Source organism: Sabulicella rubraurantiaca, from assembly GCF_017355885.1.
Classification (GTDB): Bacteria; Pseudomonadota; Alphaproteobacteria; order Acetobacterales; family Acetobacteraceae; genus Roseococcus; species Roseococcus rubraurantiacus.
This window is the reverse complement of record NZ_JAFEUU010000006.1, coordinates 64262-85958: the sequence shown is the minus strand read 5'-3', so window position 1 is coordinate 85958 and position 21697 is coordinate 64262. Positions and strand designations below refer to the sequence as shown.

General features: G+C 70.4%; 25 protein-coding genes. 8 read left to right on the top strand and 17 right to left on the bottom strand.

What is annotated here, in order from left to right; translation table 11 throughout:
* Nucleotides 1-89: 89 nt before the first annotated feature.
* Nucleotides 90-1187 carry a serine hydrolase domain-containing protein gene (locus JTJ31_RS12365; RefSeq protein ID WP_207538974.1) on the top strand — a complete coding sequence of 366 codons (1098 nt, stop codon included), beginning with the start codon at nt 90-92 and terminating at the stop codon, nt 1185-1187.
* Here the strand turns inward: JTJ31_RS12365 and JTJ31_RS12360 are convergent.
* From JTJ31_RS12360 to JTJ31_RS12335, 6 genes are read right to left on the bottom strand one after another with little or no spacing between them, the layout of a single operon-like run.
* A complete protein-coding gene (locus JTJ31_RS12360) occupies nt 1177-2028 on the bottom strand; it encodes a ParB/RepB/Spo0J family partition protein (protein ID WP_207538973.1) in 852 nt (283 codons plus the stop codon). The two genes, JTJ31_RS12365 and JTJ31_RS12360, sit on opposite strands and share 11 nt — an antisense overlap.
* On the bottom strand, nt 2025-2783 hold the full coding sequence (locus tag JTJ31_RS12355; RefSeq protein ID WP_408015410.1) for a ParA family protein: 759 nt from the start codon (nt 2781-2783) through the stop codon (nt 2025-2027). Before JTJ31_RS12355 ends, JTJ31_RS12360 begins: the two co-directional genes overlap by 4 nt.
* A 46-nt stretch (nt 2784-2829) precedes the next feature.
* Complete coding sequence (rsmG, locus tag JTJ31_RS12350; protein ID WP_207538972.1) at nt 2830-3426, bottom strand: 16S rRNA (guanine(527)-N(7))-methyltransferase RsmG; 597 nt, start codon at nt 3424-3426, stop codon at nt 2830-2832.
* A complete protein-coding gene (gene mnmG, locus JTJ31_RS12345; protein WP_207538971.1) occupies nt 3413-5293 on the bottom strand; it encodes a tRNA uridine-5-carboxymethylaminomethyl(34) synthesis enzyme MnmG in 1881 nt (626 codons plus the stop codon). The genes rsmG and mnmG overlap by 14 nt, the downstream gene beginning before the upstream one ends.
* Before the next feature lie 19 nt (nt 5294-5312).
* Nucleotides 5313-6611 carry a tRNA uridine-5-carboxymethylaminomethyl(34) synthesis GTPase MnmE gene (mnmE, locus tag JTJ31_RS12340; protein WP_207538970.1) on the bottom strand — a complete coding sequence of 433 codons (1299 nt, stop codon included), beginning with the start codon at nt 6609-6611 and terminating at the stop codon, nt 5313-5315.
* Nucleotides 6601-6942 (bottom strand): (2Fe-2S) ferredoxin domain-containing protein, encoded by a 342-nt coding sequence (locus JTJ31_RS12335; protein ID WP_207538969.1) that lies wholly within the window; start codon nt 6940-6942, stop codon nt 6601-6603. Before JTJ31_RS12335 ends, mnmE begins: the two co-directional genes overlap by 11 nt.
* A 95-nt stretch (nt 6943-7037) precedes the next feature.
* Here JTJ31_RS12335 and JTJ31_RS12330 point away from each other — a divergent pair, with 95 nt between their 5' ends.
* Nucleotides 7038-7511: a methylated-DNA--[protein]-cysteine S-methyltransferase gene (locus tag JTJ31_RS12330; RefSeq protein WP_207538968.1), complete on the top strand. Its 474-nt coding sequence runs from the start codon at nt 7038-7040 to the stop codon at nt 7509-7511.
* Nucleotides 7508-8482: a quinone oxidoreductase family protein gene (locus JTJ31_RS12325; RefSeq protein WP_207538967.1), complete on the top strand. Its 975-nt coding sequence runs from the start codon at nt 7508-7510 to the stop codon at nt 8480-8482. Before JTJ31_RS12330 ends, JTJ31_RS12325 begins: the two co-directional genes overlap by 4 nt.
* 24 nt (nt 8483-8506) lie before the next feature.
* On the opposite strand, the gene JTJ31_RS12320 is transcribed toward JTJ31_RS12325, so the two are convergent.
* The 3 genes from JTJ31_RS12320 to JTJ31_RS12310 all read right to left on the bottom strand — a co-directional run bounded on the left by JTJ31_RS12320 (nt 8507) and on the right by JTJ31_RS12310 (nt 10950).
* The gene (locus JTJ31_RS12320; RefSeq protein WP_207538966.1) at nt 8507-9292 is read right to left on the bottom strand and encodes a GNAT family N-acetyltransferase; all 786 of its coding nucleotides are present in this window, start codon (nt 9290-9292) and stop codon (nt 8507-8509) included.
* 197 nt (nt 9293-9489) lie between these two features.
* Complete coding sequence (locus JTJ31_RS12315) at nt 9490-9726, bottom strand: YMGG-like glycine zipper-containing protein (protein WP_236020136.1); 237 nt, start codon at nt 9724-9726, stop codon at nt 9490-9492.
* 132 nt (nt 9727-9858) lie between these two features.
* Entirely contained in the window at nt 9859-10950 is a 1092-nt protein-coding gene (locus tag JTJ31_RS12310; RefSeq protein ID WP_207538965.1) for a TRAP transporter substrate-binding protein, read from the bottom strand.
* A gap of 702 nt (nt 10951-11652) precedes the next feature.
* On the opposite strand from JTJ31_RS12310, the gene JTJ31_RS12305 reads away from it, so the two are divergent.
* Nucleotides 11653-12333, top strand: coding sequence for a PEP-CTERM sorting domain-containing protein (locus JTJ31_RS12305; RefSeq protein WP_207538964.1), 681 nt, complete (start codon nt 11653-11655; stop codon nt 12331-12333).
* Between the two features lie 79 nt (nt 12334-12412).
* Here the strand turns inward: JTJ31_RS12305 and JTJ31_RS12300 are convergent, their stop codons facing one another.
* Nucleotides 12413-12880 (bottom strand): 23S rRNA (pseudouridine(1915)-N(3))-methyltransferase RlmH, encoded by a 468-nt coding sequence (locus JTJ31_RS12300; protein WP_236020155.1) that lies wholly within the window; start codon nt 12878-12880, stop codon nt 12413-12415.
* Nucleotides 12877-13458: a ribosome silencing factor gene (gene rsfS, locus JTJ31_RS12295; protein WP_207538962.1), complete on the bottom strand. Its 582-nt coding sequence runs from the start codon at nt 13456-13458 to the stop codon at nt 12877-12879. The genes JTJ31_RS12300 and rsfS overlap by 4 nt, the downstream gene beginning before the upstream one ends.
* A 22-nt stretch (nt 13459-13480) precedes the next feature.
* Between rsfS and JTJ31_RS12290 the strand changes: the two genes are divergently transcribed.
* Nucleotides 13481-13651 carry a hypothetical protein gene (locus JTJ31_RS12290; protein WP_207538961.1) on the top strand — a complete coding sequence of 57 codons (171 nt, stop codon included), beginning with the start codon at nt 13481-13483 and terminating at the stop codon, nt 13649-13651.
* Between the two features lie 8 nt (nt 13652-13659).
* On the opposite strand, the gene JTJ31_RS12285 is transcribed toward JTJ31_RS12290, so the two are convergent.
* From JTJ31_RS12285 to JTJ31_RS12265, 5 genes are all read right to left on the bottom strand, one after another.
* Nucleotides 13660-14214 carry a nicotinate-nucleotide adenylyltransferase gene (locus JTJ31_RS12285; RefSeq protein WP_236020135.1) on the bottom strand — a complete coding sequence of 185 codons (555 nt, stop codon included), beginning with the start codon at nt 14212-14214 and terminating at the stop codon, nt 13660-13662.
* Complete coding sequence (locus JTJ31_RS12280; RefSeq protein WP_207538960.1) at nt 14211-15059, bottom strand: 2-keto-4-pentenoate hydratase; 849 nt, start codon at nt 15057-15059, stop codon at nt 14211-14213. Before JTJ31_RS12280 ends, JTJ31_RS12285 begins: the two co-directional genes overlap by 4 nt.
* A gap of 62 nt (nt 15060-15121) precedes the next feature.
* On the bottom strand, nt 15122-16381 hold the full coding sequence (locus tag JTJ31_RS12275) for a glutamate-5-semialdehyde dehydrogenase (RefSeq protein ID WP_328805726.1): 1260 nt from the start codon (nt 16379-16381) through the stop codon (nt 15122-15124).
* 64 nt (nt 16382-16445) lie between these two features.
* Nucleotides 16446-16952, bottom strand: a complete 507-nt coding sequence (locus JTJ31_RS12270; protein WP_236020134.1) for a glycine zipper 2TM domain-containing protein — start codon at nt 16950-16952, stop codon at nt 16446-16448.
* 135 nt (nt 16953-17087) lie between these two features.
* The gene (locus tag JTJ31_RS12265) at nt 17088-17594 is read right to left on the bottom strand and encodes a MarR family winged helix-turn-helix transcriptional regulator (protein WP_328805725.1); all 507 of its coding nucleotides are present in this window, start codon (nt 17592-17594) and stop codon (nt 17088-17090) included.
* 143 nt (nt 17595-17737) lie between these two features.
* On the opposite strand from JTJ31_RS12265, the gene JTJ31_RS12260 reads away from it, so the two are divergent.
* The 3 genes from JTJ31_RS12260 to JTJ31_RS12250 all read left to right on the top strand — a co-directional run bounded on the left by JTJ31_RS12260 (nt 17738) and on the right by JTJ31_RS12250 (nt 20094).
* Nucleotides 17738-18079 (top strand): cupin domain-containing protein, encoded by a 342-nt coding sequence (locus tag JTJ31_RS12260; RefSeq protein WP_207538959.1) that lies wholly within the window; start codon nt 17738-17740, stop codon nt 18077-18079.
* Between the two features lie 92 nt (nt 18080-18171).
* On the top strand, nt 18172-18393 hold the full coding sequence (locus tag JTJ31_RS12255) for a DUF4287 domain-containing protein (RefSeq protein WP_207538958.1): 222 nt from the start codon (nt 18172-18174) through the stop codon (nt 18391-18393).
* 225 nt (nt 18394-18618) lie between these two features.
* Nucleotides 18619-20094: a lytic transglycosylase domain-containing protein gene (locus tag JTJ31_RS12250; protein ID WP_207538957.1), complete on the top strand. Its 1476-nt coding sequence runs from the start codon at nt 18619-18621 to the stop codon at nt 20092-20094.
* Nucleotides 20095-20127: 33 nt separating this feature from the next.
* On the opposite strand, the gene JTJ31_RS12245 is transcribed toward JTJ31_RS12250, so the two are convergent.
* On the bottom strand, nt 20128-21495 hold the full coding sequence (locus JTJ31_RS12245) for a bifunctional heptose 7-phosphate kinase/heptose 1-phosphate adenyltransferase (protein ID WP_207538956.1): 1368 nt from the start codon (nt 21493-21495) through the stop codon (nt 20128-20130).
* Nucleotides 21496-21697 lie beyond the last annotated feature (202 nt).

Genomic DNA, 21697 nt, shown 5'->3' with positions numbered 1-21697 from the left:
TTCGCGTCGTTGATTGGAGCCGGTCTTGCCTGCTCTTGTCCAGCCTAGCGCCTCCTGGCCTGATGCAGGCAAGCAGGAAGGAAGCGCCCATGGATTTTCCCCTCCCCGAAACCACGCCAGAGGCTGTGGGGCTGGATGCATTACGGCTGGAGCGGATGTGCCAGCGCGTGGAGGCCGACATCGCGGAGGGGCGGCATCCCGGCGCGCAGCTGGCGGTGGCACGCCACGGCAAGATCGCGCTGTTCCGCAACTTCGGCGAGGCCGCGAAGGGCCGCGCTGCGACGCCCGAGACCCTGTGGCTGCTCTATTCCAACACCAAGGTGGTGACGGCCGCAGGACTCTGGGCGCTGGCAGAGGAGGGGATGATCTCCCTCACCGACCCTGTCGCGCGGTACCTGCCGGGCTTCGAGGCCGAGGGCAAGGGCGGCATCACCTTTCTCCAGTTGCTGACGCACCAAGCGGGCTTCCCCTCCGCCGTTATCCCCGAGGAATGCTGGGAAGATCCCGAGGCGCTGCGCCGCACCGTCTGCGCCTTTCCTCTGGAGTGGGAGCCGGGGTCACGCGTGCGCTACCATCCCGCTTCGGCGCATTGGGTCGCAGCGGCGGTGATCCGTGCCGTCACGGGGGAGGACCATCGCGACTTCCTGCGACGCCGCCTCATCGCGCCGCTGGGGCTGGAGCGGGAGTTATTCGTTGGCCTGCCGGATCGCGAACAGGGCCGCGCCGCGGACATGCACGATCCGGACGGGTCGCCGCGCCAACCCGAATGTGGCGCGGCGCATCGCAAGGCGGGGGTCCCCGGCGGCGGCGGCTATGGCACGGCGCGGGCCATGGCCGCCTTCTACCAGTGCCTGCTGGCGGGCGGTGCACCCATCCTGTCGCGCCGCGTGGTCCAGTATGCGCTCAAGAACCGCACGGGCGACCGGGTGGACGAATACAACGGCATCCCGATGCATCGCGGGCTTGGGCCGCATCTGCGCGGCACCACGGCCCATATCCGCGGCATCGGCACGCTGGCGCACCCAGACAGCTTCGGCCATGGCGGCGTCGGCTCGTCCTATTGCTGGGGCGATCCGGATTCTGGCGTGTCCTTCGCCTTCCTCTCCAACACCCGTGCGGACGAGGAATTCCACACTGCCCGCATGGAGCGGCTGAGCAACATGGTGCACGCCTCCATCAGGGAGTGAGGAGACGCACGATCCCGTCGAGCTGGTCGAGGTCGCGGTAGGAAAGCACGACCTGCCCACCCTTGCCGCCGTGGCGGATGCTGACCTTCAAGCCAAGCCGCGCGGAGATGTCGCGTTCCAGCCGGCGCGTCTCGGCATCCGGCTCGGCACGCGGCGCGCGCGGCGGAAGCTCCCGCGCCGCGGCCAGCGCCTCGGCCTGGCGCACGTTCAGGCCACGATCCACCACCGCCAGGGCCAGCGCCTCCGGATCGCGCGCCGTGAGCAGGGCGCGGGCATGGCCGGCGGTGATCGCACCGTCGCGCAGGAGGTCGCGCACGCGCTCCGGCAGGTTGAGCAGGCGCAGCGTGTTGGCGACATGCGGGCGGCTCTTGCCGACGATCTTCGCCAGGGCTTCCTGCGTCAGGCCGAATTGCTGCGTCAGGCGGCCGTAGCCTTCCGCCTCCTCCAGCGCGTTCAGATCCTGGCGTTGCAGGTTCTCGACCAAGCCCGCCGCCATCGCCTCGCGGTCGGAGAAGTCGCGCACCAGGGCCGGAACCTCGTGCAGCCCGGCACGCTGTGCCGCCCGCCAGCGCCGCTCGCCACCGATGATCTGGAAGCGCGACGGGTCTCCCTTGGAGGGGCGGACGAGGATGGGCTGGAGGACGCCATGCTCGCGCATGGAGGCGGCGAGTTCTTCCAGCGCCGCTTCATCCATCGCCTCGCGCGGCTGGAACGGCCCTGGCTCCATCGCCGAAACGGGCAGGTTGCGCAGCCCGGTGCCGGGCGTGGCGGCGACGGCGGAGGCGGCTTCTCCCAAGAGGGCCTGGAGGCCCTTGCCGAGACCGCGCGGCTTCTGGCTCATGCGGGCGCCCCCTGCTTGAGGCGCGACCGGTGGCGGCGCACCAGTTCCGTCGCCAGCTTGGCATAGGCTTCCGCGCCCGGAGAGCGTGGGTCGTAGAGCGTCACCGGCATGCCATGCGATGGCGCCTCGGAGACGCGGACATTGCGCGGGATCACCGTGTCGAAGACCTGCTCACCGAACACGCCGCGCACGTCGCCCGCCACGGCCTCGGAGAGGTTGTTGCGGCGATCGAACATGGTCAGCACGATCCCTTCCAGCCGCAGCGCAGCGTTGAAGCCGCGCCGCACGCGCTCCAGCGTCTGCACGATCTGCGACACGCCTTCCAGCGCGTAGAACTCGGTCTGGAGCGGAACAAGCACGGAATCAGCGGCGACCAGCGCGTTGAGGGTGAGAAGACCGAGCGAGGGCGGGCAATCAAGCAGCACCCACTCGACGCCGCGCAGCGCCTCTGTTCCGGAGGTGATCGCGCGGCGCAGCCGCGCCTCGCGCCCCTCCATGTCGGCCAGTTCCAGCTCAGCTCCCGCGAGGTCAGGATCGGCGGGGACGATCAAGAGGTTTGCGATGGCGGTGCGGCGCGTCACCTCGGCCAGCGGGCGGCCTTCCGTCAGCAGCGCGTGGCTGCCCGGCGCGCGATCCGAGCGCGGCAGGCCAAGCCCCGTGGAGGCATTGCCCTGCGGGTCGAGGTCGAGCAGCAGCACCTTGTGGCGCAGCGCAAGGGCAGCGGCGAGGTTCACCGCCGTGGTGGTCTTGCCCACGCCCCCCTTCTGGTTGGCGAGGGCGAGGATTCGGCAGGGTTTCGGGTCAGGCACCGGCAGGGCGGATCTCGCTGAGGCGGAGGAGGACGGAGTCGGGCGCGGCGCGGCTCGGGAACCGCTCCACGCGCATGAACCAGTGCCGCGCGGCCTCCGTCAACTCCGCATCGACATTGCGGCCCTTGGGGAAGACCGCAACGCCACCGGGCGCGAGGAGACGATGGGCGTAGTTCAGCAGCTCAGGGAGCGGCGCCAGGGCACGGGCGGCCACGGCGGCGAGCGGAGGCAGCTGGACAGCTTCAATCCGCGCGGGGTGAACCGTGACATGCGGAAGGTTGAGGCGCCGCGTCGCTTCCAGCAGGAAGGCTGCCTTGCGCCGATCCGACTCCACCAGATGTAATGGCGCTGCTCGCAGCAATGCGATGACGATGCCAGGCAGGCCGCCGCCTGAGCCCAGGTCGGCTGCCGGCCCTTCAGCCGGCAGCAGAGGCGGAAGCTGGAGGCAATCCTCGATATGGCGCGCGCGCAGGGCGGGAAGGTCACGTGGACTGACGAGGTTGATGCGCGGGTTCCATTCCCGGATTAGGGCCTCATAGGCTTCCAGCGCCTCCTCTGTTTCACGTGAAACGCCTTCAAGCCGTTTCACGTGAAACAGCCCCCTGTCGACGAAGGTGTACCGCCAGGGCGGCCAAGGCGGCCGGAGTGATGCCCGGGAGGCGGCCAGCCCTGCCCAGCGTGTCTGGCCGGGCACGGCTCAGCCGGTCCTGCATTTCGCGTGACAGTCCGGGCACCGAAGCAAAGTCGAGGCCCGTGGGAATCGACGTCCGCTCCTCCCTCGCCAGCCACTGCCGCTCCTGCTCCTGGCGCTCCAGGTAAGGGGCGTAGAGCGCCTCTGCCTCCAGCCAAGCGCGAACGCGGCCGTCCAGATCTCGAAGCCAGGGGAAGACGCGCTCCGCCGCATTGGGTTCCACCCCGGGCAGTGCCAGCACCTCCAGCGCGCTGCGGCGGCGCCCGTCCTGGTTCACCATAGCGCCAGCGGAAGCGAATTGCGCCGGGGTTGCCCCCTCATGCCGCGCCCGAGCCAGGGCCGCCGCACACGCTGCTGCAAACTGATGGTGTGCTGCGCGCCGTTCAGGGCCAATGCAGCCCCAGGCCTCGCCAAGGTGCGACAGGCGCATCGCCGCGTTGTCGGCGCGCAGCGCCAGACGGTGTTCCGCGCGTGCCGTCAGCATGCGGTAAGGCTCGCTCACGCCGTGCAGCGTCAGGTCATCTACCATCACGCCCGCATAGGCCTCTCCGCGCGAAAGGACGGCCGGGAGTTCCGCAGCCCCACCGGCGCGGTGCGCGGCATTCACACCCGCGAGCAGACCCTGCACCGCCGCCTCCTCATACCCCGTCGTGCCGTTGATTTGCCCGGCCAAGAACAGGCCGGCGAGGCTGCGGCACTCCAGCGACGGATACAGAGCGCGAGGGTCCACATGGTCGTACTCAATGGCGTAGCCGGGGCGCAGGATCACCGCGCGCTCCAGTCCCGCCATGCTCGCGATCATCGCGGCCTGCACTACTTCGGGCAGGCTGGTGGAGATGCCGTTGGGATAGACGGTCGGGTCTTCGAGACCCTCGGGCTCCAGGAAGATCTGGTGCCGTTCCTTCTCAGCGAAGCGCACCACCTTGTCCTCGACCGATGGGCAGTAGCGCGGGCCAACTCCCTCAATGCGCCCGCCATAGACGGCGGAAAGATGCAGGTGCTCGCGGATGATGGCGTGGGTGCGCGGGTTGGTATGGGTGATACCACACACGACCTGCGGGTTGCTGATGCGCTCCGTGAGGACGGACAGGGGCTCCGGCACCGCGTCGCCCTCCTGCCGCTCCAGCGCGGCCCAGTCGATTGTGCGCCCATCCAGCCGCGGCGGGGTCCCGGTCTTGAGGCGACCTAGCGGCAGCCCAAGCCGCTCCAGCGTCAGCGCGAGCCCGATCGAGGGCGCTTCATCCACGCGCCCCGCGGGAATGCGCTTCGTCCCGACATGGATCACGCCGCGCAGGAAGGTGCCAGTCGTGATGACGACGGCGCCACAGCGGATGCGCCGTCCCGAGGCCGTCGCCACCCCCTCGATGTGGCCATCGCGCAGGATCAGGTCCTCCGCCGCGTCGGCCTCGCAGACCAGCCCGTCCTGCGTCGCCAGCAACGCCTGGATGGCATCGCGGTACAGCGCGCGGTCCGCCTGAGCGCGCGGCCCGCGCACCGCTGGCCCCTTGGAACGGTTGAGCAGCTTGAAATGGATGCCGGCCGCATCGGCTGCGCGGCCCATCAGCCCATCCAGCGCATCCACCTCGCGCACCAGATGTCCCTTGCCGATGCCCCCAATCGCCGGATTGCAGGACATCTCGCCCAGCCGAGCGAGATCATGCGTCAGCAGCAGGGTCCGGGCGCCGCAGCGCGCGGCGGCAGCGGCGGCCTCGCAGCCCGCATGCCCCCCGCCAATCACCACCACGTCATACGCCGCATCGAACATGGCGCGGCGTCTAGCACATTCACTTGCCGATACAGAACTCGCCGAAGACTTGATCCAGCACCGCTTCCACGTCCATGCGGCCCGTGAGCCGCGACAGGGCACGCAGCGCAGCGCGCAGGGCTTCCGCGCGCAACTCAGGCAGAGGCGCAGTCTCCAGTTGGCCAAGCCAGGACACCGCCTCGCCGATCGCAGCGCGGTGGCGCGGGCGCGTCAGCCCCGCCATTTCGCTCATCCCTGCCAAGCGCACTGCCTCCCGCTCCAGCGCAGCACGCAGCAGGCCCAGCCCTTCGCCCGTGGCCGTGGAGACGGGTAAGGTGCCAGGAACGGCAGGCGGGCCGAGGTCGCTCTTGCTGCCCACCAGCAACGTTCCCTCATCGCGCAGAGCCAGCGTGGCGGCGTCCGGGGCGGCGTCGGCCGCGAAGACCAGCAGGCGAAGCGCGGCCCGCTCCGCCCGTGCGAGGGCACGGCGCACTCCCTCCGCCTCGATCTCGTCCGCCGCTTCGCGCAAGCCGGCCGTATCGGCCAAGGTAACGGGAACCCCGCCCAGCACCAGCCGCACTTCCACCACGTCGCGCGTAGTCCCAGCACGCGCGGAAACGATCGCGGCCTCGTGCCCCGCCAGCGCATTCAGGAGCGACGACTTGCCGGCATTGGGCGCGCCGAGGATGGCGATGGACAGACCCTCGCGCAGCCTTTCGTCCCGCGCAGAAGCAGCCAGGGAGGCCTCCAGCTCGTTCCGCAGCGCCTCTGCCTCTGCCCACACCTGGGCGTCCAGGTCGTGAGGCAGATCTTCGTCCTCGAACTCGATGAAGGCTTCCTGGCGCGCCAGCAGGCGCAGCAGCCGCGCGGTCCAGGCGGTTTCCCGCGCTGCCAATGCGCCCTCCGCCTGACGCAGTGCCTGGCGACGCTGTGCCTCCGTCTCGGCATGGACCAGATCCGCGATGCCCTCGGCCGCCGTCAGGTCGAGCTTTCCATGCAGGAAGGCGCGTCGCGTGAACTCCCCAGGCTCTGCCGGCCGGGCGCCGAGATCGGCGAGGGCGTCGGACACCGCCGCCACGACCGCCGGCCCGCCATGCAGGTGCAACTCGGCGGAATCCTCTCCGGTGAAGGAACCCGGCCCGGGGAACCAGAGCACCAGCGCCCGGTCCAGCACTTCTCCACCATGACGCAGCCGTCGCAGCGTCGCCACGCGGGGCGATGGCAGGCGTCCAGCCAGCGCCTCGAGCATCGCCGCGCTGCGCGTGCCGGAGATCCGCAGCACCGCCACCGCTGCCCTCCCCGCGCCGGAGGCTAGGGCGAAGACGGTGTCAGGCGACATGCTTCTCCGTCAGCATCAGACGCGGCACGCGTCCACCCTTCACCAGATGCGCCTCCAGCACCTCGTCCACCTCCTCGCGGGTGCGGACCTGATACCAGACACCTTCTGGGTAGATGACCATGGTGGGACCGAACTCGCAGCGATCCAGGCAGCCCGCTTGGTTCACCCGCACATCCTTCAGCCCCAGCTCCTTGGCTCGCGCCTTCATGTAGTCGCGCAAAGCTTCGCTGCCCTTCGCGGCGCAGCTTCCCCGCTTATGGCCATCGGGCCGGCGGTTGCAGCAGACGAAGACATGGGCGCGGAAGTAGGGGGGCGGGTCGGCGTGGTCCATGCCCCGATCTAAGCGGCGTGGCGCGTTCCGCCCAGCCCCGCCTCCGTGTTCCTCCGGCTTGACGCCCGATGAGCGTGGGTGCTGCATCCTTCCCCATGCCACAGCTCTCGCTCCATACCCCGCTTGGCGAGATCACGGTCACGGAGGAGGAGGGCGCCATCGTTGCGCTCGACTGGGGCCGTGGCCGCGACCAGGAGGCCACGCCCTTGCTGGAAGCGGCGCGCGAGCAGTTGCACGAATATTTCGACGGCGAGCGCACGAGCTTCCAGCTGCCCCTAGCGCCACATGGCACCGCCTTCCAGCGCCGCGTCTGGGCGGCCCTGTGCCGCATCCCGCCCGGCACCACCCGCTCCTATCTGGAGATCGCACGCGAGGTCGGCTCGGTCCCACGCGCGGTCGGCCAAGCCAATGGGCGCAACCCCATTCCCATCCTCATCCCCTGCCACCGCGTCATCGCCGCAGATGGCAGCGCGGGGGGCTATTCCGGGGAAGGTGGGTTGGATACCAAACGATTTCTCTTGGCCCTGGAGGCCCAATCCTTGTCCTTCACACGGGGAACCCCGGCATGATCCACGCGATCCGCATTCACGAATATGGCGGCCCCGAGCAGATGCAGTGGGACGAGGTGCCGCTCCCTCATCCCAAGCCGGGCGAGGCGCTGGTGCGCCACCACGCCGTTGGGCTGAACTACATTGACGTGTATTTCCGCACCGGCCTCTACAAGGCGCCCGCCCTGCCGGCGACAATCGGCATGGAAGCCGCGGGCGTGGTCGAGGCCGTGGGTGAGGGCGTCACAGAGGTCGCGGTCGGCGACCGCGTCGCCTATGCCACCGGCCCGATCGGCGCCTATGCGGAGGCGCGGACGCTGAAGGCGGACCGCCTCGTGAAGCTGCCCGACAATATCAGCTTCGAGCAGGCCGCGGCCCTCATGCTCCAGGGCATGACGGCGCAGTACCTGCTGCGCTCCACCTATCGGGTGAAGGCGGGCGAGACGATCCTGGTCCATGCGGCGGCGGGTGGCGTCGGCCTCATCATGTGCCAGTGGGCGAAGCATCTGGGCTGCACTGTGATCGGCACCGTTTCCACCGAAGCGAAGGCCGAACTGGCACGCGCCAATGGCGCCGACCACGTGGTGATGGCGGGCGAGGACCTGCCGGCAGCGGTGAAGCGCATCACCGGCGGCGCCATGCTGCCCGTGGTCTATGACAGCGTCGGGCGTGACACCTTCGTCCCGTCGCTCGACTGCCTCGCGCCCTTCGGCGTCATGGTGTCCTTCGGCAATGCCTCCGGTCCCGTGCCGCCGGTGGATATCGGCATCCTGGCTGCCAAGGGATCGCTCTTCCTCACCCGCCCGACGCTGGCCACCTACACGGCGAAGCGCGAGGATCTCGTCGCCTCGGCGCAGGATGTGTTCGACGTCGTGGGATCCGGCGCGGTGAAGATCGCCATCAACCAGCGCTACCCGCTGCGCGAGGCCGCCCAGTCCCATCGCGACCTGGAGGCGCGAAAGACCACCGGCTCGACCATCCTTCTGCCGTAAAATTTCCGGCTTCGGCCGAAGCGGCTATCTGGGGGAAAGATACCGGTAGCGGTGGCTTTCCCCGAAACCCATTCCGGTGTTGAGCGCGAGTGACGCGTGATTCGTCGCGCTCACCTGCAGGTAGCCATGGGTGCAGCCCTGCCGCAGCGCCCAGTCTGCCCCAGCCGCCACGATGCGCCGTGCCAAGCCCCGTCGCCTTGCCTCGGGACGCACCGCCAAGTCGAAGATTCCGCAGAGCGGCCCGTCCGCCACCACGAAGAGGCTGGCGGCGTCCTCCAGCAGCAGCCAGGCGCAGGGGACGGCCATCAGAGCCGCACCCTCGCGCTTCTCGCGCCGCCGCGCCTCGACCTGATGCTCCGCGGTCGCCAGCACCGCCATCCAGCGTTCTTCAGGCGTCGTCAGCACCTCCAACGCCGCCTCCTGTTGCGCGATCGGGGAAAGTGAGCCGTGCAGCACCAGCGATTCGTCATAGTCCCGCCACCCCGCAGCCCGCGCCGCTTCGCTCAGGCCGGGCGGGTCGAGCGGCGTGGAGCGCAGGCGCGGCCGGATACCGAGCGCATCGTAGAAGCGTCGCACCTCCTCCAGCATCACCAGCGGATCGGAAACATCCTCGGGCGCAAGGGCCATGGCAGCGTTGGCGCGACCTGTCCCGCCGTGGAAGGCGCGCAGGATCAACGGCCCCAGGAAGCGCTGGCGCGGCGCCGGGATGGCGTTCAGCGTGGCGCGCTCAATCGCCAGCACGCGGCCCAGGGGTGAGGCTTCGCGGATCGTGGCGGGAGGGGCGTGCTGCATCGCGGGAGGATGGAACAAGGTTGATGCAACCGGAACCCGCGTTGTGACATTATTGTGTCGGACGCGGGCCTGCCGTCGCTGCCCTCTCACTCTCCAGCGATCTGGCGCACTGCACCCCGATATGCCTGGCGGCCCGCGTCACCACCCTTTTCGATGATGCCGCTCCGCCTCAGGGCCGGCGTGCGGCGGGACCGCCGGAGCGGCCCCGCATCTCATCAGTAGCGGCGCTGCGGCGTGGTCAGCACGCCCGTAGCTGCGCCCACCGCGCCGCCTGTCACCGCACCAATCGCAGCACCCGAACCGCCACCAGCCAGACCACCGATCGCAGCACCCGCACCCGCGCCGATCAGACCACCGCCGGCCGCACGCTGGCCTTCGCTATAGGGATTGGTGCAGGCCGTGGTGCCGAGAAGCGCGGCGAGGCCAGCCGCCATGCAAAGCTTTTGGAACATACACATCTCCATTCCGCGTAACCCGGCAGAGAAAGCCGACGCTGGGGGCCTAACGCAGAAAGCCGCGCCAGGGCTGGCGCGGCTTTCCCGTTGCGACCCGAAAGGGAGATCCGTCCCTGTTAGCCTCTCCGTTCAGCCACCCTGGGCGGTGGCGGCGAAGGCGAAGTTGTCGAAGGAATTCTCAGCCACGCGGAACCACTGGAATAGCTCCGACCGGTAGGGGCGGTAGCTTTCCCAAATGGTGCGGAAGCGCTGGTTCTGCCCGGCGAGCTCCGCCATCAGCGCCTCGTTGGCGCGCCAGGCGGCCTGCATCACCTCGCGCGGATAGAAGCGCAGCTGCGCGCCCGCGGCGACGAGGCGGCGCAGCGCCTGCGGGTGCAGGTGGTCGTAGCGGCTCACCATCTCGCTATCCGCCTCGGCGCAGGCGATCTGCAGAGCATCCTTGTAGAGCTGCGGCAGCGCCTCGTAGGCACGGCGATTGGTCATCATGTGCAGCCGCGCCGAGGGCTCGAACCAGCCGGGCGCGTAGTAGAAGCGCGCCACGCGGAAGAAGCCCAGGCGCTCGTCATCGTGCGGGCCGGTGAACTCCGTCCCATCGATCACGCCGCGCTCCAGCGCCGGGTAGATGTCGGCGGGCGCGGTGAGCTGCGGCGCGGCGCCCATCGCCTGAAAGACGCGCCCGGCCAGGCCGGAGATGCGGAACTTCAGCCCCTGCACGTCCTGCAGCGAGCGGATCTCGTTGCGGAACCAGCCGCCCATCTGCGCGCCCGTGTCGCCCGCCGGGAAGCCGACGATGTTGTATTCTGCGAAGAGCTGGTCGGCGAACTGATTACCGCCGCCATGGCGTAGCCAAGCGGTGAGCTGGCGGGTGTTGAGGCCGAAGGGAATGGCGGTGAAGAAGGCGAAGCCCGGCTCCTTGCCGATATACCAGTAGGAGGCGGTGTGGCCGCACTCGATGGTGCCGTTCTGCACCGCGTCCAGCACCTGCAGTCCAGGCACGATCTCTCCGGCCGGGAAGGGCGTGATGCGGAAGCGGTTCTCGGTCAGCGCCGCGACGCGGTTACCGATCCGCTCCGCCGTGCCGTAGAGCACGTCGAGGTTGCGGGGGAAGGAGGACTGGAAGCGCCAGCGCACCTCGGGATGGGTCTGGGCGACGGCGGGGGCCGCCAGGAGGGCGGCGGGGGCGGCCGCGGCAGCGGCGCCCAGGACGAGACGGCGGTTCATGAACTGGGTTTCCTCCAGGCGGGACGTCTGGCGCCGCATTACCGAAATCCGCGCCTGCCCGGAAGGGCGCGTGCAACTGGGTCCGAGCCTCTCCCGTTGGGGCGGTTCGATAGAACATGCCGGATAAGCAAGACGTGAAAAGCGCCCTTTCTCCCGAAACCCTGCCCCATTGCGACGCTGCCGAGGATGAGAACCGGGCCGATCTATTGTCGCCCGAGGAAATCCGCGATCTGATCGAGGAGTGGATGGGCTGAAGGTCTGCCACCGCCGCGCTTCGGCGTGGCGGGACGCCATCTATCTCTTCTGAAGATCGGTCTCCAAGGTCCGGCCGGACCTTGGGGATGTCGCATGCATTCGCTTTGTTGGGCCGCTCCTCAAAGGACGAGACTTGCGGACGCGACGCTCCGCTTGCCGGGATACAGGTGTCAGGCCGGACCGGCTCCCATGGAAGCGATCACCCGTTAAGTCTCTTTATTAGGATTATCACCAAAAAATAGCATAACAATGCTGGATAAACATTATTCAAGGGAATGAGTCGATTTGCTTTACACCCTTTCCCGGATCGACAGCGCAACGATCGCAAACTCCTGAAAATCCAGCATTCTTGATGTTGGCACAGCTCTTGCTTGCAAAAGGCGTGGATCAATCCACACTGCGCAGCCCGGTACCTGAGGGTCTGCCAGCACACTCGGGAGACACGCAATGAATGTTCTGAAGACTACCGCCTGTGCAGCTGTCTTGGCCTGCTCTGTCGCACTGCCCTCGCAGGCCGCGCTTGTGTTCGACAGCGTGATTGATCTGCAGGGCACCGGCATCGGCGCCGTCGAGACCATCCTCACCGTGCAGAAGAATGGGACCGAGCAGGGTTCCGTCAGCTGGAACGGCACCCAGGACGTCATCACGGGCGACGCCAAGACCGGCAACTCGCAGACGCAGACGGTGGCCCTCAGCAGCCTCACCCCCATCACCGCGGCCGACCTGCGCATCGTGCTGAACGCGGCTGAGCCCGGCGTCAACAGTGGCAATAACGGCATCACGCTGACGAACCTGGTGCTCACCATCTACAGCGCCAACGGCACCGCCCTGTGGAACTCGGGCGCCTTCTCGCAGGTGGACTTCCCCACCACCGCCCAGGGCACCGGCAACTCGGGCTTCGCCTTCAAGCTCGACCAGCAGCAGGCGGCCGCCGCCCAGCCCTTCTTCGCCACGGGCACCAACCGCATCGGCCTGGCCGCCACGCTCACCGGCGCCCAAGCCGGCAACGAGACCTTCTTCGGGATCTCCCTTGGGACCCCGAACGTCCCGGTGCCCGCCCCCGCAGGTCTCGCCCTGCTCGGCGCCGGCCTGCTCGGCCTCGGCATGCTGCGCCGCAAGAACGCCTGAACCCTTCCCCCTTAGGTTTCAGGTTTCGGCGCTCCGGCCTTCCCCCCTTAGGCCGGAGCGCTTCTTTTTAGAGAAGGCTTCATCCGCCCGGCCGCCATTCCCGGTGATAAGGGTGGTTGGTCCGGATGCATTGCGCGCGGAACAGCTGCTCCGCCAACAGCGCCCGCACCAGCAGATGTGGCCACGTCAGCGGGCCGAGCGACAGCACCGCCTCCGCCTGACCGGTCACCGAAGGGTCCAGCCCCTCCGCGCCACCAATGGCGAAGCAGATCGGCCGCGCGCTTTCCTCCCAGCGGGCACAGAGCCGCGCCAGCGCCTCAGAGGACGGCGCCTGCCCGCCCAGATCCAGCGCCACCAGCAGGGCGCGCGGCGGCAGGGCGGCGAGGATGGCTTGCGCTTCCCGCGCGCGGATCTCGGCCGGCGCGCCGCGCCCTTCCGGGAATTCCTGCAAGGCGAGGGGCGGACGCAGCCGCCCATTGTATTGCGCGAAGAGCGCCGCCTCCGCCCCGCCCTTGAACCGCCCGACCGCGAGAAGACGTGCCTTCAGATCGGCGACACCTCGCCCGGACCCGCCTCGCCGAGCGGGGAGTCGGGGCCCCACATCTTCTCGAGGTCGTAGACCAGCCGCGCTTCCGGCTTGAACAGGTGGATGACGAGGTCGCCCGCGTCGATCAGCACCCAGTCCTCGCTTGCCTGCACTGCGTCCTTGCGCAGCTTCAGCCCTTCCTTGCCCAGCGCCTCGTCCAGATGCGCGGCCATGGCCTGGATCTGCCGGTCGGCGAGGCCGGTGGCGATGACCATGCGGTCGGTGAAGGAAGCGCGGCCGGTCACGTCCAGCACCGTCACGTCCTCGGCCTTGTCATCCTCCAGGCTCTTCACCGCGGCGGCGACGAGGCGGTCCAGCCGGCCCGGATCGGCGGGCGGACCCTTGCGGCGCGCGGCGCGCGGGCGCGGCCCCGCGGCGGAGGCCGCCTTGGTGTCCGTGACGGAGGCGGCCGCGCTGCCCTTCGCCGCCGCAGATTTCGCCGCCTCTGGCTTCGCGGCGCGGCTGCGCGGGGCGGCACGCACATCGGCCGTGGTGGGGGCAATGCGCGCCCGCTCCGGCTTCGCGGCCGTCTTGGTCATGCCGGCGCGCTTGGCCGGGGCCTTGGCGGTGGCCGTCCGGCTGGAAGCCACCTGGACGGCCTTGGGCCACCCGCCTGGCGTCCGGCTGGCGCCGGCCTGTTTGGCGGGCGCGGCCGCGGGCTTCGCCGCGCGCGATGCGCTCGGCCTGCGGGGCTTCGAATCGTCGGTGCTGCGCGCCATGCGGCCTCCCTGACCTCGTGTCTAACCTAACGCGCCCGAGCGGATCGCGGTGGCGGAAATGCTGCGCTCGGCGGCGGGCACCAATGCCCATTCACCGCCCTGGCGCAGAAGCGCCGGCTTGCGTCGCCTGTGCCGCAGGACGGAGGCGACCTGCCCGCGCAGCGCCCGGCGCGTGTAGCCCGGCCGGGGCAGCACCGCCAGCGGGGCCAGGCGCAGTACCTCACGCCAGCGGCGCCAACGCGGCAGCTGGATCATGTTGTCGGCGCCGATCACCAGCACGAAGACCTCGCGCGGGAAGCGTTGCCGCAGCCGCGCCAGTGTCTTCACCGTGTGGCGCGTGCCCAGGCGCTGCTCCACGTCGCTCGCCAGGATGCGCGCGCCGTTGGAGATGCGCCGCGCGGAGGCGAGGCGCTCGGCGAAGGGCGCCATGCCGGCGCGCGGCTTCAGCGGATTGCCCGGCGAGACGAGCAGCCACACCTGATCGAGCCGCACCGCGCGCAACGCCACCTCCGCGACGTGGCGATGCCCCGAATGGGCGGGGTTGAACGACCCGCCCAGCAGCCCGATGCGCCTCAACGTGTCCGCACGACCACGCTCACCGGCTGGGGCATCAGCCCCTCGTAGCGAACGGTGTAGGTGCGTCCCGCCTCTGTCGGCAGCGCCGGCGAGAAGCCACCGAGCGAGACGAGGTCGCCGACGCGCAGCCTCCGCCCCCGGCTCGCCAGGTCCTGCGCCAGCCAGGGCAGCACGTTCAGCGGGTGGCCGAGCAGCGCGGTGCCTGGGGCGCGCGCCAGCTCGCGCTCGCCATTCTCCAGCACCACGGTCATGGCGCCGAGGCGGCGGGCGAAATCCTCGCTGGCTTCCACCGGGATCGGCTCGCCCACCACGCCAAGTCGCGCGCCGACATTGATCGCCAGCAGGTTCGGCCCGTTCATGCCCTGCGCCAGCACGAGGTCCGGCATCTCGATGAAGGGGATCACCTGGTCGATGGCGCGCAGCACCGCCATGTGGTCACGCGCGTCGTTGATCGCCTCGGAGGAGACGCGGACGATGAGGTCCGCCTCCACCGTCGGCACGGAGCCGAAGCGCGCCGGCAACTCGGCGCCCGAGCGGTTCCGCACCGTCGCCTCGTAGATGGTCCCAGTGATGGGATGCGCCAAGCCGAAGCGCTGCTGCGCCGCCGCGTTGGTCAGCCCGACCTTGTAGCCGACCGGCCGCCCCCATTCGCGGGACAGGATGGCGACGAGCCGATCCTGCGCGCACTGCCCGTCGGGCAGGCCCGTCATGCCTTCGAGCGGCTGCGCTGGCTGGTTCGCCAGCAGCGAACGCGCGAGGTCCTGCACCGCCGCCTCATCCGGGCAGGCAGCGGCGGCAGGCAGCGCGAAGGCGAGCGCGGCGGCGGCAAGAAGCAAACGACGCATGGACGTTCCTCCGGTTTCCCGCGCGCAGCTTGCCGCGCGCGGGAATGGGAGGGAAGGGCGCGTCAGGGCCGGACCTGCCCCGTTCCGGTCACGCGGTAGCGATAGGTGCAGAGCTGCTCCAGCCCCACCGGGCCGCGCGCATGCATGCGGCCGGTGGCGATGCCGATCTCCGCGCCGAAGCCGAACTCGCCGCCATCGCAGAACTGGGTGGAGGCGTTCCACAGCCCCACGGCGGAATCCAGCCCATCCAGGAATTGCTCAGCCGCTGCCGCATCCTCCGTGATGATCGCCTCCGTGTGTTCGGAGCCGAAGCGGCGGATATGCGCGAGCGCGCCCTCCACCCCGTCCACCACCGCGATGCTCAGCATGGCGTCGAGCCATTCGGTGGCGAAATCCTCCTCCGTCGCCGCGGGAAGCTCAGGGCAGACGGCGCGGGCGCGCGCATCGGCCTTGAAGTGGCAACTCAGTGCCGCGAGGTCGGAGACCAGGAGGGGCAGCAGGGATTGCGCCACAGGCACGTCCACCAGAAGCGTCTCCGTCGCACCGCAAATGCCCGTGCGGCGCATCTTGGCATTGGCGACGATACGCCGCGCCATTTCCGGATCGGCGGCGGAGTGGACGAAGGTGTGGCAGAGCCCTTCGGCATGGGCGAGGACGGGCACGCGCGCCTCGCGCATCACACGCGTCACCAGCCCCTTGCCGCCGCGCGGGATGATGAGGTCCACGAGCCCCGCCGCGCCCAGCATGGCGCCGACAAACGCGCGGTCCTGCGTGGGGGCGAGCTGGATGGAATCCTCCGGAAGTCCGGCTTCGCGCAGCCCCTCGCGCAGGCAGGCGGCGATGGCGCGGGCGGAATTCGCGGACTCGCTGCCGCCACGCAGGATCACGGCGGAACCGGCCTTGAGGCACAGCCCGCCCGCATCGGCGGTGACGTTGGGGCGGCTTTCGAAGATCATGCCGATCACACCCAGGGGCTGCGCGACGCGGCGGATCACGAGGCCATTGGGCCGCGTCCATTCCGCCAGCACGCGGCCGACCGGATCGGGCAGGGCGGCGATCTCCTCCAGCCCTTTCGCCATCGCTTCCACCCGCGCGGGGTTCAGGGTCAGCCGGTCGGCGAAGGCTGCCGACAGGCCGGTTGCGGCGGCGAGGTCGGCGGCGTTGGCCGCAAGAATCTCCGCCGTCTGGGCGCGGATGGCGGCGGCGGCCCCGCACAGCGCCGCGTCCTTCGCCGGGCCCGGGGCGCGCGCCAGGCTCGTGGCCGCCGCGCGCGCGGCGCGGGCGGTGGAGTCGATGAGCAAGGCGGGGTCGGCGGCGTTCACGGCGTTCGGGCTCCAGCAGGGGCGGCGGACGATAGGGCCTCGCCGCCCCGGCGGGAATGCCCGCTCAGCGCCAGACGGGCGCCGGCGCCATGGGGGCAGGGCCGGCGGCGCGGATCAGCCGGGCGCGGTCACCCAGGGAGATGGCGACGCGCTCGCCGACCTGGAAGCCTTCCTCGTTGGTCTGCACCACGGTGACGTCGCTGCCCGAGCGGTCGAGGCGCACCACGAACTCGACGCCATAGCCAGCGCCGGCCGCACCCTCGATCAGCGTGCCGCCCGCGGCGCCCAGCGCCGCGCCCAATACGCCGCCCACCGCGCGGGCGCGCCAGTCGCCGCCGATGGTGGAGCCGATGACGCCGCCCGCGACGCCGCCGGTCACCGCGCCAACGCCGGTATTGGGCGCCTGGAGGTTCACCGGGCGCGCGCCGACGATGGTGCCGTATTCCAGCCGCCCGACCTGGCCGACCGCATAGGTGGGAATGGTGCTGTTCATCGCCTGCGGCGCGCAGGCCGCGGCGGAGAGCGCCAGGAGGGCGACAGGCAGGAGCAAGAGGCAGGACGGACGCGGCATGGAGATTTCCTTGGATGGCGCCCGGTGTCAGGGCCCGGGCATGCCGCGGATTCTACGTCCTGTCGCTGGCCGGTGCCAGGACCCCTCGCAGCCTCTCTGCCCTGTGATTGGCCGCCATTCGCGGCTGATCGGAGGTCACCGCGCCGGGCCTGTTTCCTTCTCCACCCCTGACAGGAGCTTCCGCAGGAGTTCCGCGAGCGCCTTGCGCTCCTTGGACGTCAGATGCGCCAGATGCTTCGCCTCGCTCGCCATGTCCTTGCGGAAGGCCTCTTCCGCCAGGGCGATGCCCGCATCGGTCAGCGTGACATGAACGCTCCGCCCATCGTGGGGCGATTGCTCGCGTCGAATGAGCCCCGCCTTCCCCAGGCGGCCGAGGCGGTGGGTCAGGCCTCCGGATGAGATCATCAGCGTCGAATACAGATCCGTCGGCGTGAGGCGGTAGGGTGGCCCGGCCCGGCGAAGGGTCGCGATGACGTCGAACTCGCCGCGATCCAGCCCGAACTCCGCGAAGCCCTGCTCGATGCCGCTTCGCAGCAGCTGCGTCAGGCGCAGGGCCCGGCCCAGGATCGCCATCGGCTCGGTGTCGAGGTCGGGGATTTCCCTCGCCCATTGCTCGCGCAGCCTGTCGACGTGGTCCTTCACCGTTCCACCAATGCCTTCTCGGACATGCCGGAGATACCGCTTTCCAGGGACAGCCGGCCATATCTCGACGCAAAGATATTTATCTTGACGTCAAGATATCATCCCGGCGATTATCTTCCCGCCGAGACAAACAGGAGATCCCGATGGGCATGATCCGCGTGAGGCGGCACCGCGAAGTTGCGCCGGAGCAGAGCCGCACCGTTCGCTTCCAGGGCCGCGAGTTCGGCGCGCCGGTGTCGATGTTCCTGACCGACAGCGCACCAGGCATGGGATCGCGCCTGCACCGCCACCCCTACCCGGAAACCTGGGTGGTGCGTGAAGGCGAGGCTGAGTTCTCGGTCGGGAACGAGCGGAGCCGGGCTTCGGCCGGCGACATCGTCGTCGCCCCGGCCAATGTCCCGCACCGCTTCGTCAATATCGGCGAAGGCCGCCTCCGCTTGCTCTGCATCCATCCCAGCGACACCATCGTGCAGGAGGATCTGTGACGCCGTCGCGGCACGTGGGCGTCCCAAACTCGCTGCTGGCCCGCTGAACCACCGGCGGGACGGTGAACCGATCACCGATGAAAGGACATGCCATGCCTGCTCCCGGCGAAGATGCGCCCGTCAAAGGCCCGGCCTCGTATTTTCCCTCGATCGAGAAGAAGTACGGCCGGCCCATCAGCGAATGGAAGGCGCTGATCCGCGCCCATCCCGACAGGAACCACATGGAGCTGGTGAACTGGCTAAAGCAGGCCGATGGCCTGGGCCACGGTCACGCCAATGCGCTGGTCGCCCATACGCTCGCGGAAGATCGGTGAGGCTTCCCGGTTATTGCATCCGGCGCCGCGCGGCGTAGAGCCCAGAAAAGACGCGATTGTTGGACCGGGCGCCTCCGACGCTGGACTCGCCCCCCCGGGCGCGTCTAGGGTCCAGGGCTTGTGGTCGTCCCCGGGAAGGGCGACCGGGGGCCGACGCGCCGGAATGCCAGGGGGAATTGGCACACCGGATGGACGCGGCGGCCGCGACGAAGGGGGATTTCGACGATGCGCCGATGGAACGCGAAGGCGGTGGCCCGACCGGTGGCGACCTTTGCCGTGCTGGGCCTGCTGGCCGCTTGTGGGAGCGGAGGGGGACAGGCCCCGACGACACGCTCCTCCGGGAGCTACACGCAGAGCCGCTCCTACGACCCACCCGGTCCATCTTCCGATCCCTGGGGTCCCTATATCCGGGAGGCGTCGCGCCGCTTCGACGTGCCGGAGCGCTGGATCCGCGAAGTGATGCGCCAGGAATCCGGCGGCCGCGCCACCGCCACCTCGCCGGTCGGCGCCATGGGGCTGATGCAGGTCATGCCCGGCACCTACCGCGAGCTTCAGGCCCGGCACGGCCTCGGCGACGACCCCTACCATCCCTATGACAGCATCATGGCCGGCACCGCCTATATCCGGCAGATGTACGACCTCTACGGCTCGCCGGCCTTCCTGGCGGCCTACAATGCCGGGCCGCGCCGGCTGGAGGATTACCTTTACAACTCGCGTGGCCTGCCGACCGAGACGCGCAACTACGTCGCCCGCGTCGGACCCGGCGTCATCCGCTCCTCGCCCGTGCGCCGTGCCCCGGCCGAGGTCTATGCGGCAGCGGAAATCCCGCTGCGCGTGCCGCCCGGGCCGCGCCGCATGGATGCCTCGACCCGCTTCGCCATCGCTGAGCAGCAGGCGATCCGCGAGGGCAACGCGCAATACGCCCGCCTGCCCGATCCCGAGCCGAGCGCCGGCCCGCGCATGATGGCGGCCGCGCCGGCCCCCGTGGCGCGTGGCGGTGTGGTGGCGATGGAGCCCATCCCCGACGGTTCGACGCCCCAGGGCGCGATCCGCCTGGCGGAGGCGGAAGGCCGCGCGGCGGCCGAGGCCGGCGGCGGCACCTATGCCGCATCCTCCAGCGCCTATTCGGCGCCCTCTGGCGACGTGCTGCCCGACGGCCGCATCGTCGTGGCGCGCATGGACCCGATCCCCGATGGCTCGACGCCCGAGGGCGCTGCGCGCCTCGCGGAGAGCAATGCCCGCGCCGAGGCGCCCTACCAGACCGCCGCCCTGGGCGGTTCCTTCACCGCCCCGACGGCGGCACCGCTGCCGCCGCCTGCCGCGCGGGTGACCGGCCGCGCCCCGGCTCCCGCCCCGACGCCTGCGACCGCGCAGCCCTTGCCGCCGCGCACGCTGGGCTTCATCTCCGTCGCCCAGGCGGGCACGCTGCCCGCCGGCTTCCGCCCAGCCGTGGCCACGAGCAGCGGGGTCTGGGCGGTACAGGTCGGCGCCTTCAACAACCCGACCCAGGCGCGCGCCGCCGCGCAGGCCGCGCAGGGCACGGCGGGCGGACAGGTCGCCGTCACCTCGGTGCAGGTCGGCCGCTCCACCCTGTTCCGCGCCCGCGTGACCGGGCTGAGCCAGAGCAACGCCCAGCAGGCCTGCGAGCGGCTGCGGCGCAACGGCGCCTGCAACGTGCTGTCGCCCGACGCGCAGAGCTGAAGAAGGACGGGAAGGGGGCCACCCCCTTCCCCTTCAGGGCGAGGGGCGAAGCTCCCCGCCCCATTCGCCGAGGATGCGCTCCAGCGCCTCATCCGAGGCGCAGGACACCATGATGTCGGGGCGCAGGAGGCGCAGCATCTCCTCGCCCGGCGCGCCGCACACGGTGATCAGGTCCACCTCCGGCCGCTCGGCCAGCAGGACCGCGCCCTCATCCTCACGCTCCACGCCCACCATCAGCCGGTCGCACCAGCGCCGAGCCTGCTCCGTCACCGCTGTCGGGCAGGGTTCCGCGGCGTGGAGGAAGCCGACGCGCCAGCCGCGATGGCGCCAGCGCTCCGCCACCTCCACCGCCAGCGGCAGGGAGACGAGCTTGCGCAGCGCGCTGCGCCCGGGCGTCAGTCCTTCCAGCAGCTCATCCGCCCGCGCCAGGGCGATGCCCGACTTGCGCGACACGATGCCCAGGGCCAGCGAGGCGAGGCGCGCCGCCGCCTCCAGCGACAGGCCGGAGGCCAGCGCGGCCGAGACCACCGCCACCACCGCGTCGCCGCCCCCGGCCGGATCGTGCACCTCATTGGCCTCGGCGCGGAAATGCAGCACGCCCTCGGGGCGCACCAGCGTCAGACCCTCGGCGCCACGAGGCACCAGCACGGCGCCGAAGCCGTGCGCCGCCATCAGCACGCGCCCCGCCTCGGCGGTGCTCGCCTCATCGCGCACCGGCAGGCCGGTGGCGTGGCTCAGCTCCTCCGGCTCGGGGATGATGAGGTCGGCCCCGGCGAAGCGGCCATGGTCGCCGCCCTTGGGATCCACGACGACGCGGCGCCCAGCCGCCCGTGCCGCCTGGATCAGCCGCCCCGGGATGTCGCCGGCCAGCACACCCTTGCGGTAGTCGCTCAGCACCAGGACCGTCGTCACCGCCACCGCGTCCGAGGCAATCTTCACCATGCGGTCGGCAAGGCGCGGATGGATGGGCGAGGGCTGCTCGTGATCCGTGCGCAGCATGTGCTGCCCGGCGGCGAGGAAGCGCGTCTTCACCGTGGTCAGCCGCCCGCCCTGCACCAGCAGCCAGGGCTCGACGCGCGGCTGCCCGCCGATCAGCCCGGTGAGGTCGGAGCCCGCGGCATCGTCCCCCACCACGGACACGAAGGCGACGGCGGAGCCCAGGGCGGTGAGGTTGCGGACCACGTTGCCCGCGCCGCCCGGCAGCGCCACCTCGCGCTCCACCGACAGCACGGGCACCGGCGCCTCGGGGCTGATGCGGCCGACATGGCCGTAGACGTAGCGGTCCATCATGGCGTCGCCGACGACCAGCACGGTGGCCCGGCCCAGCGCCTTGACCGCCTCCGCCAGTTCGCTGGGCGTGCTCGCCTCGCGCTGGGGCGGGGCGCTGGTGTCATGCGGCATGGGAGCGGCGTAGCCCAGCGAGGGCCGGTTCCGCAACCTGGGCCGGTGGCAAGGGCGCGTTAACCGGCGCCGCGATAGGCCAATGGCGCGGCCAGAAGGGCCGTTCCGCCGGGACCGCGCCCGCCCATGACCCCTCCTGCCACGATGCCAGCACCCGATCCGCTCCACCGGAGCCTTCGCAACAGCACCGCCCGGCACGCTG

Bases quoted from the DNA above. Each gene is read 5' to 3' on its own strand.
- JTJ31_RS12270 (WP_236020134.1), bottom strand. From the start codon at position 16,952: ATGCCGCGTCCGTCCTGCCTCTTGCTCCTGCCTGTCGCCCTCCTGGCG.
- JTJ31_RS12315 (WP_236020136.1), bottom strand. From the start codon at position 9,726: ATGTTCCAAAAGCTTTGCATGGCGGCTGGCCTCGCCGCGCTTCTCGGC.
- JTJ31_RS12365 (WP_207538974.1), top strand. From the start codon at position 90: ATGGATTTTCCCCTCCCCGAAACCACGCCAGAGGCTGTGGGGCTGGAT.
- mnmE (WP_207538970.1), bottom strand. From the start codon at position 6,611: ATGTCGCCTGACACCGTCTTCGCCCTAGCCTCCGGCGCGGGGAGGGCA.
- JTJ31_RS12260 (WP_207538959.1), top strand. From the start codon at position 17,738: ATGGGCATGATCCGCGTGAGGCGGCACCGCGAAGTTGCGCCGGAGCAG.
- JTJ31_RS12250 (WP_207538957.1), top strand. From the start codon at position 18,619: ATGCGCCGATGGAACGCGAAGGCGGTGGCCCGACCGGTGGCGACCTTT.
- JTJ31_RS12255 (WP_207538958.1), top strand. From the start codon at position 18,172: ATGCCTGCTCCCGGCGAAGATGCGCCCGTCAAAGGCCCGGCCTCGTAT.
- JTJ31_RS12330 (WP_207538968.1), top strand. From the start codon at position 7,038: ATGCCACAGCTCTCGCTCCATACCCCGCTTGGCGAGATCACGGTCACG.
- mnmG (WP_207538971.1), bottom strand. From the start codon at position 5,293: ATGTTCGATGCGGCGTATGACGTGGTGGTGATTGGCGGGGGGCATGCG.
- JTJ31_RS12280 (WP_207538960.1), bottom strand. From the start codon at position 15,059: ATGCGTCGTTTGCTTCTTGCCGCCGCCGCGCTCGCCTTCGCGCTGCCT.
- JTJ31_RS12245 (WP_207538956.1), bottom strand. From the start codon at position 21,495: ATGCCGCATGACACCAGCGCCCCGCCCCAGCGCGAGGCGAGCACGCCC.
- JTJ31_RS12325 (WP_207538967.1), top strand. From the start codon at position 7,508: ATGATCCACGCGATCCGCATTCACGAATATGGCGGCCCCGAGCAGATG.
- rsfS (WP_207538962.1), bottom strand. From the start codon at position 13,458: ATGACCAAGACGGCCGCGAAGCCGGAGCGGGCGCGCATTGCCCCCACC.
- JTJ31_RS12360 (WP_207538973.1), bottom strand. From the start codon at position 2,028: ATGAGCCAGAAGCCGCGCGGTCTCGGCAAGGGCCTCCAGGCCCTCTTG.
- JTJ31_RS12305 (WP_207538964.1), top strand. From the start codon at position 11,653: ATGAATGTTCTGAAGACTACCGCCTGTGCAGCTGTCTTGGCCTGCTCT.
- JTJ31_RS12310 (WP_207538965.1), bottom strand. From the start codon at position 10,950: ATGAACCGCCGTCTCGTCCTGGGCGCCGCTGCCGCGGCCGCCCCCGCC.
- JTJ31_RS12335 (WP_207538969.1), bottom strand. From the start codon at position 6,942: ATGGACCACGCCGACCCGCCCCCCTACTTCCGCGCCCATGTCTTCGTC.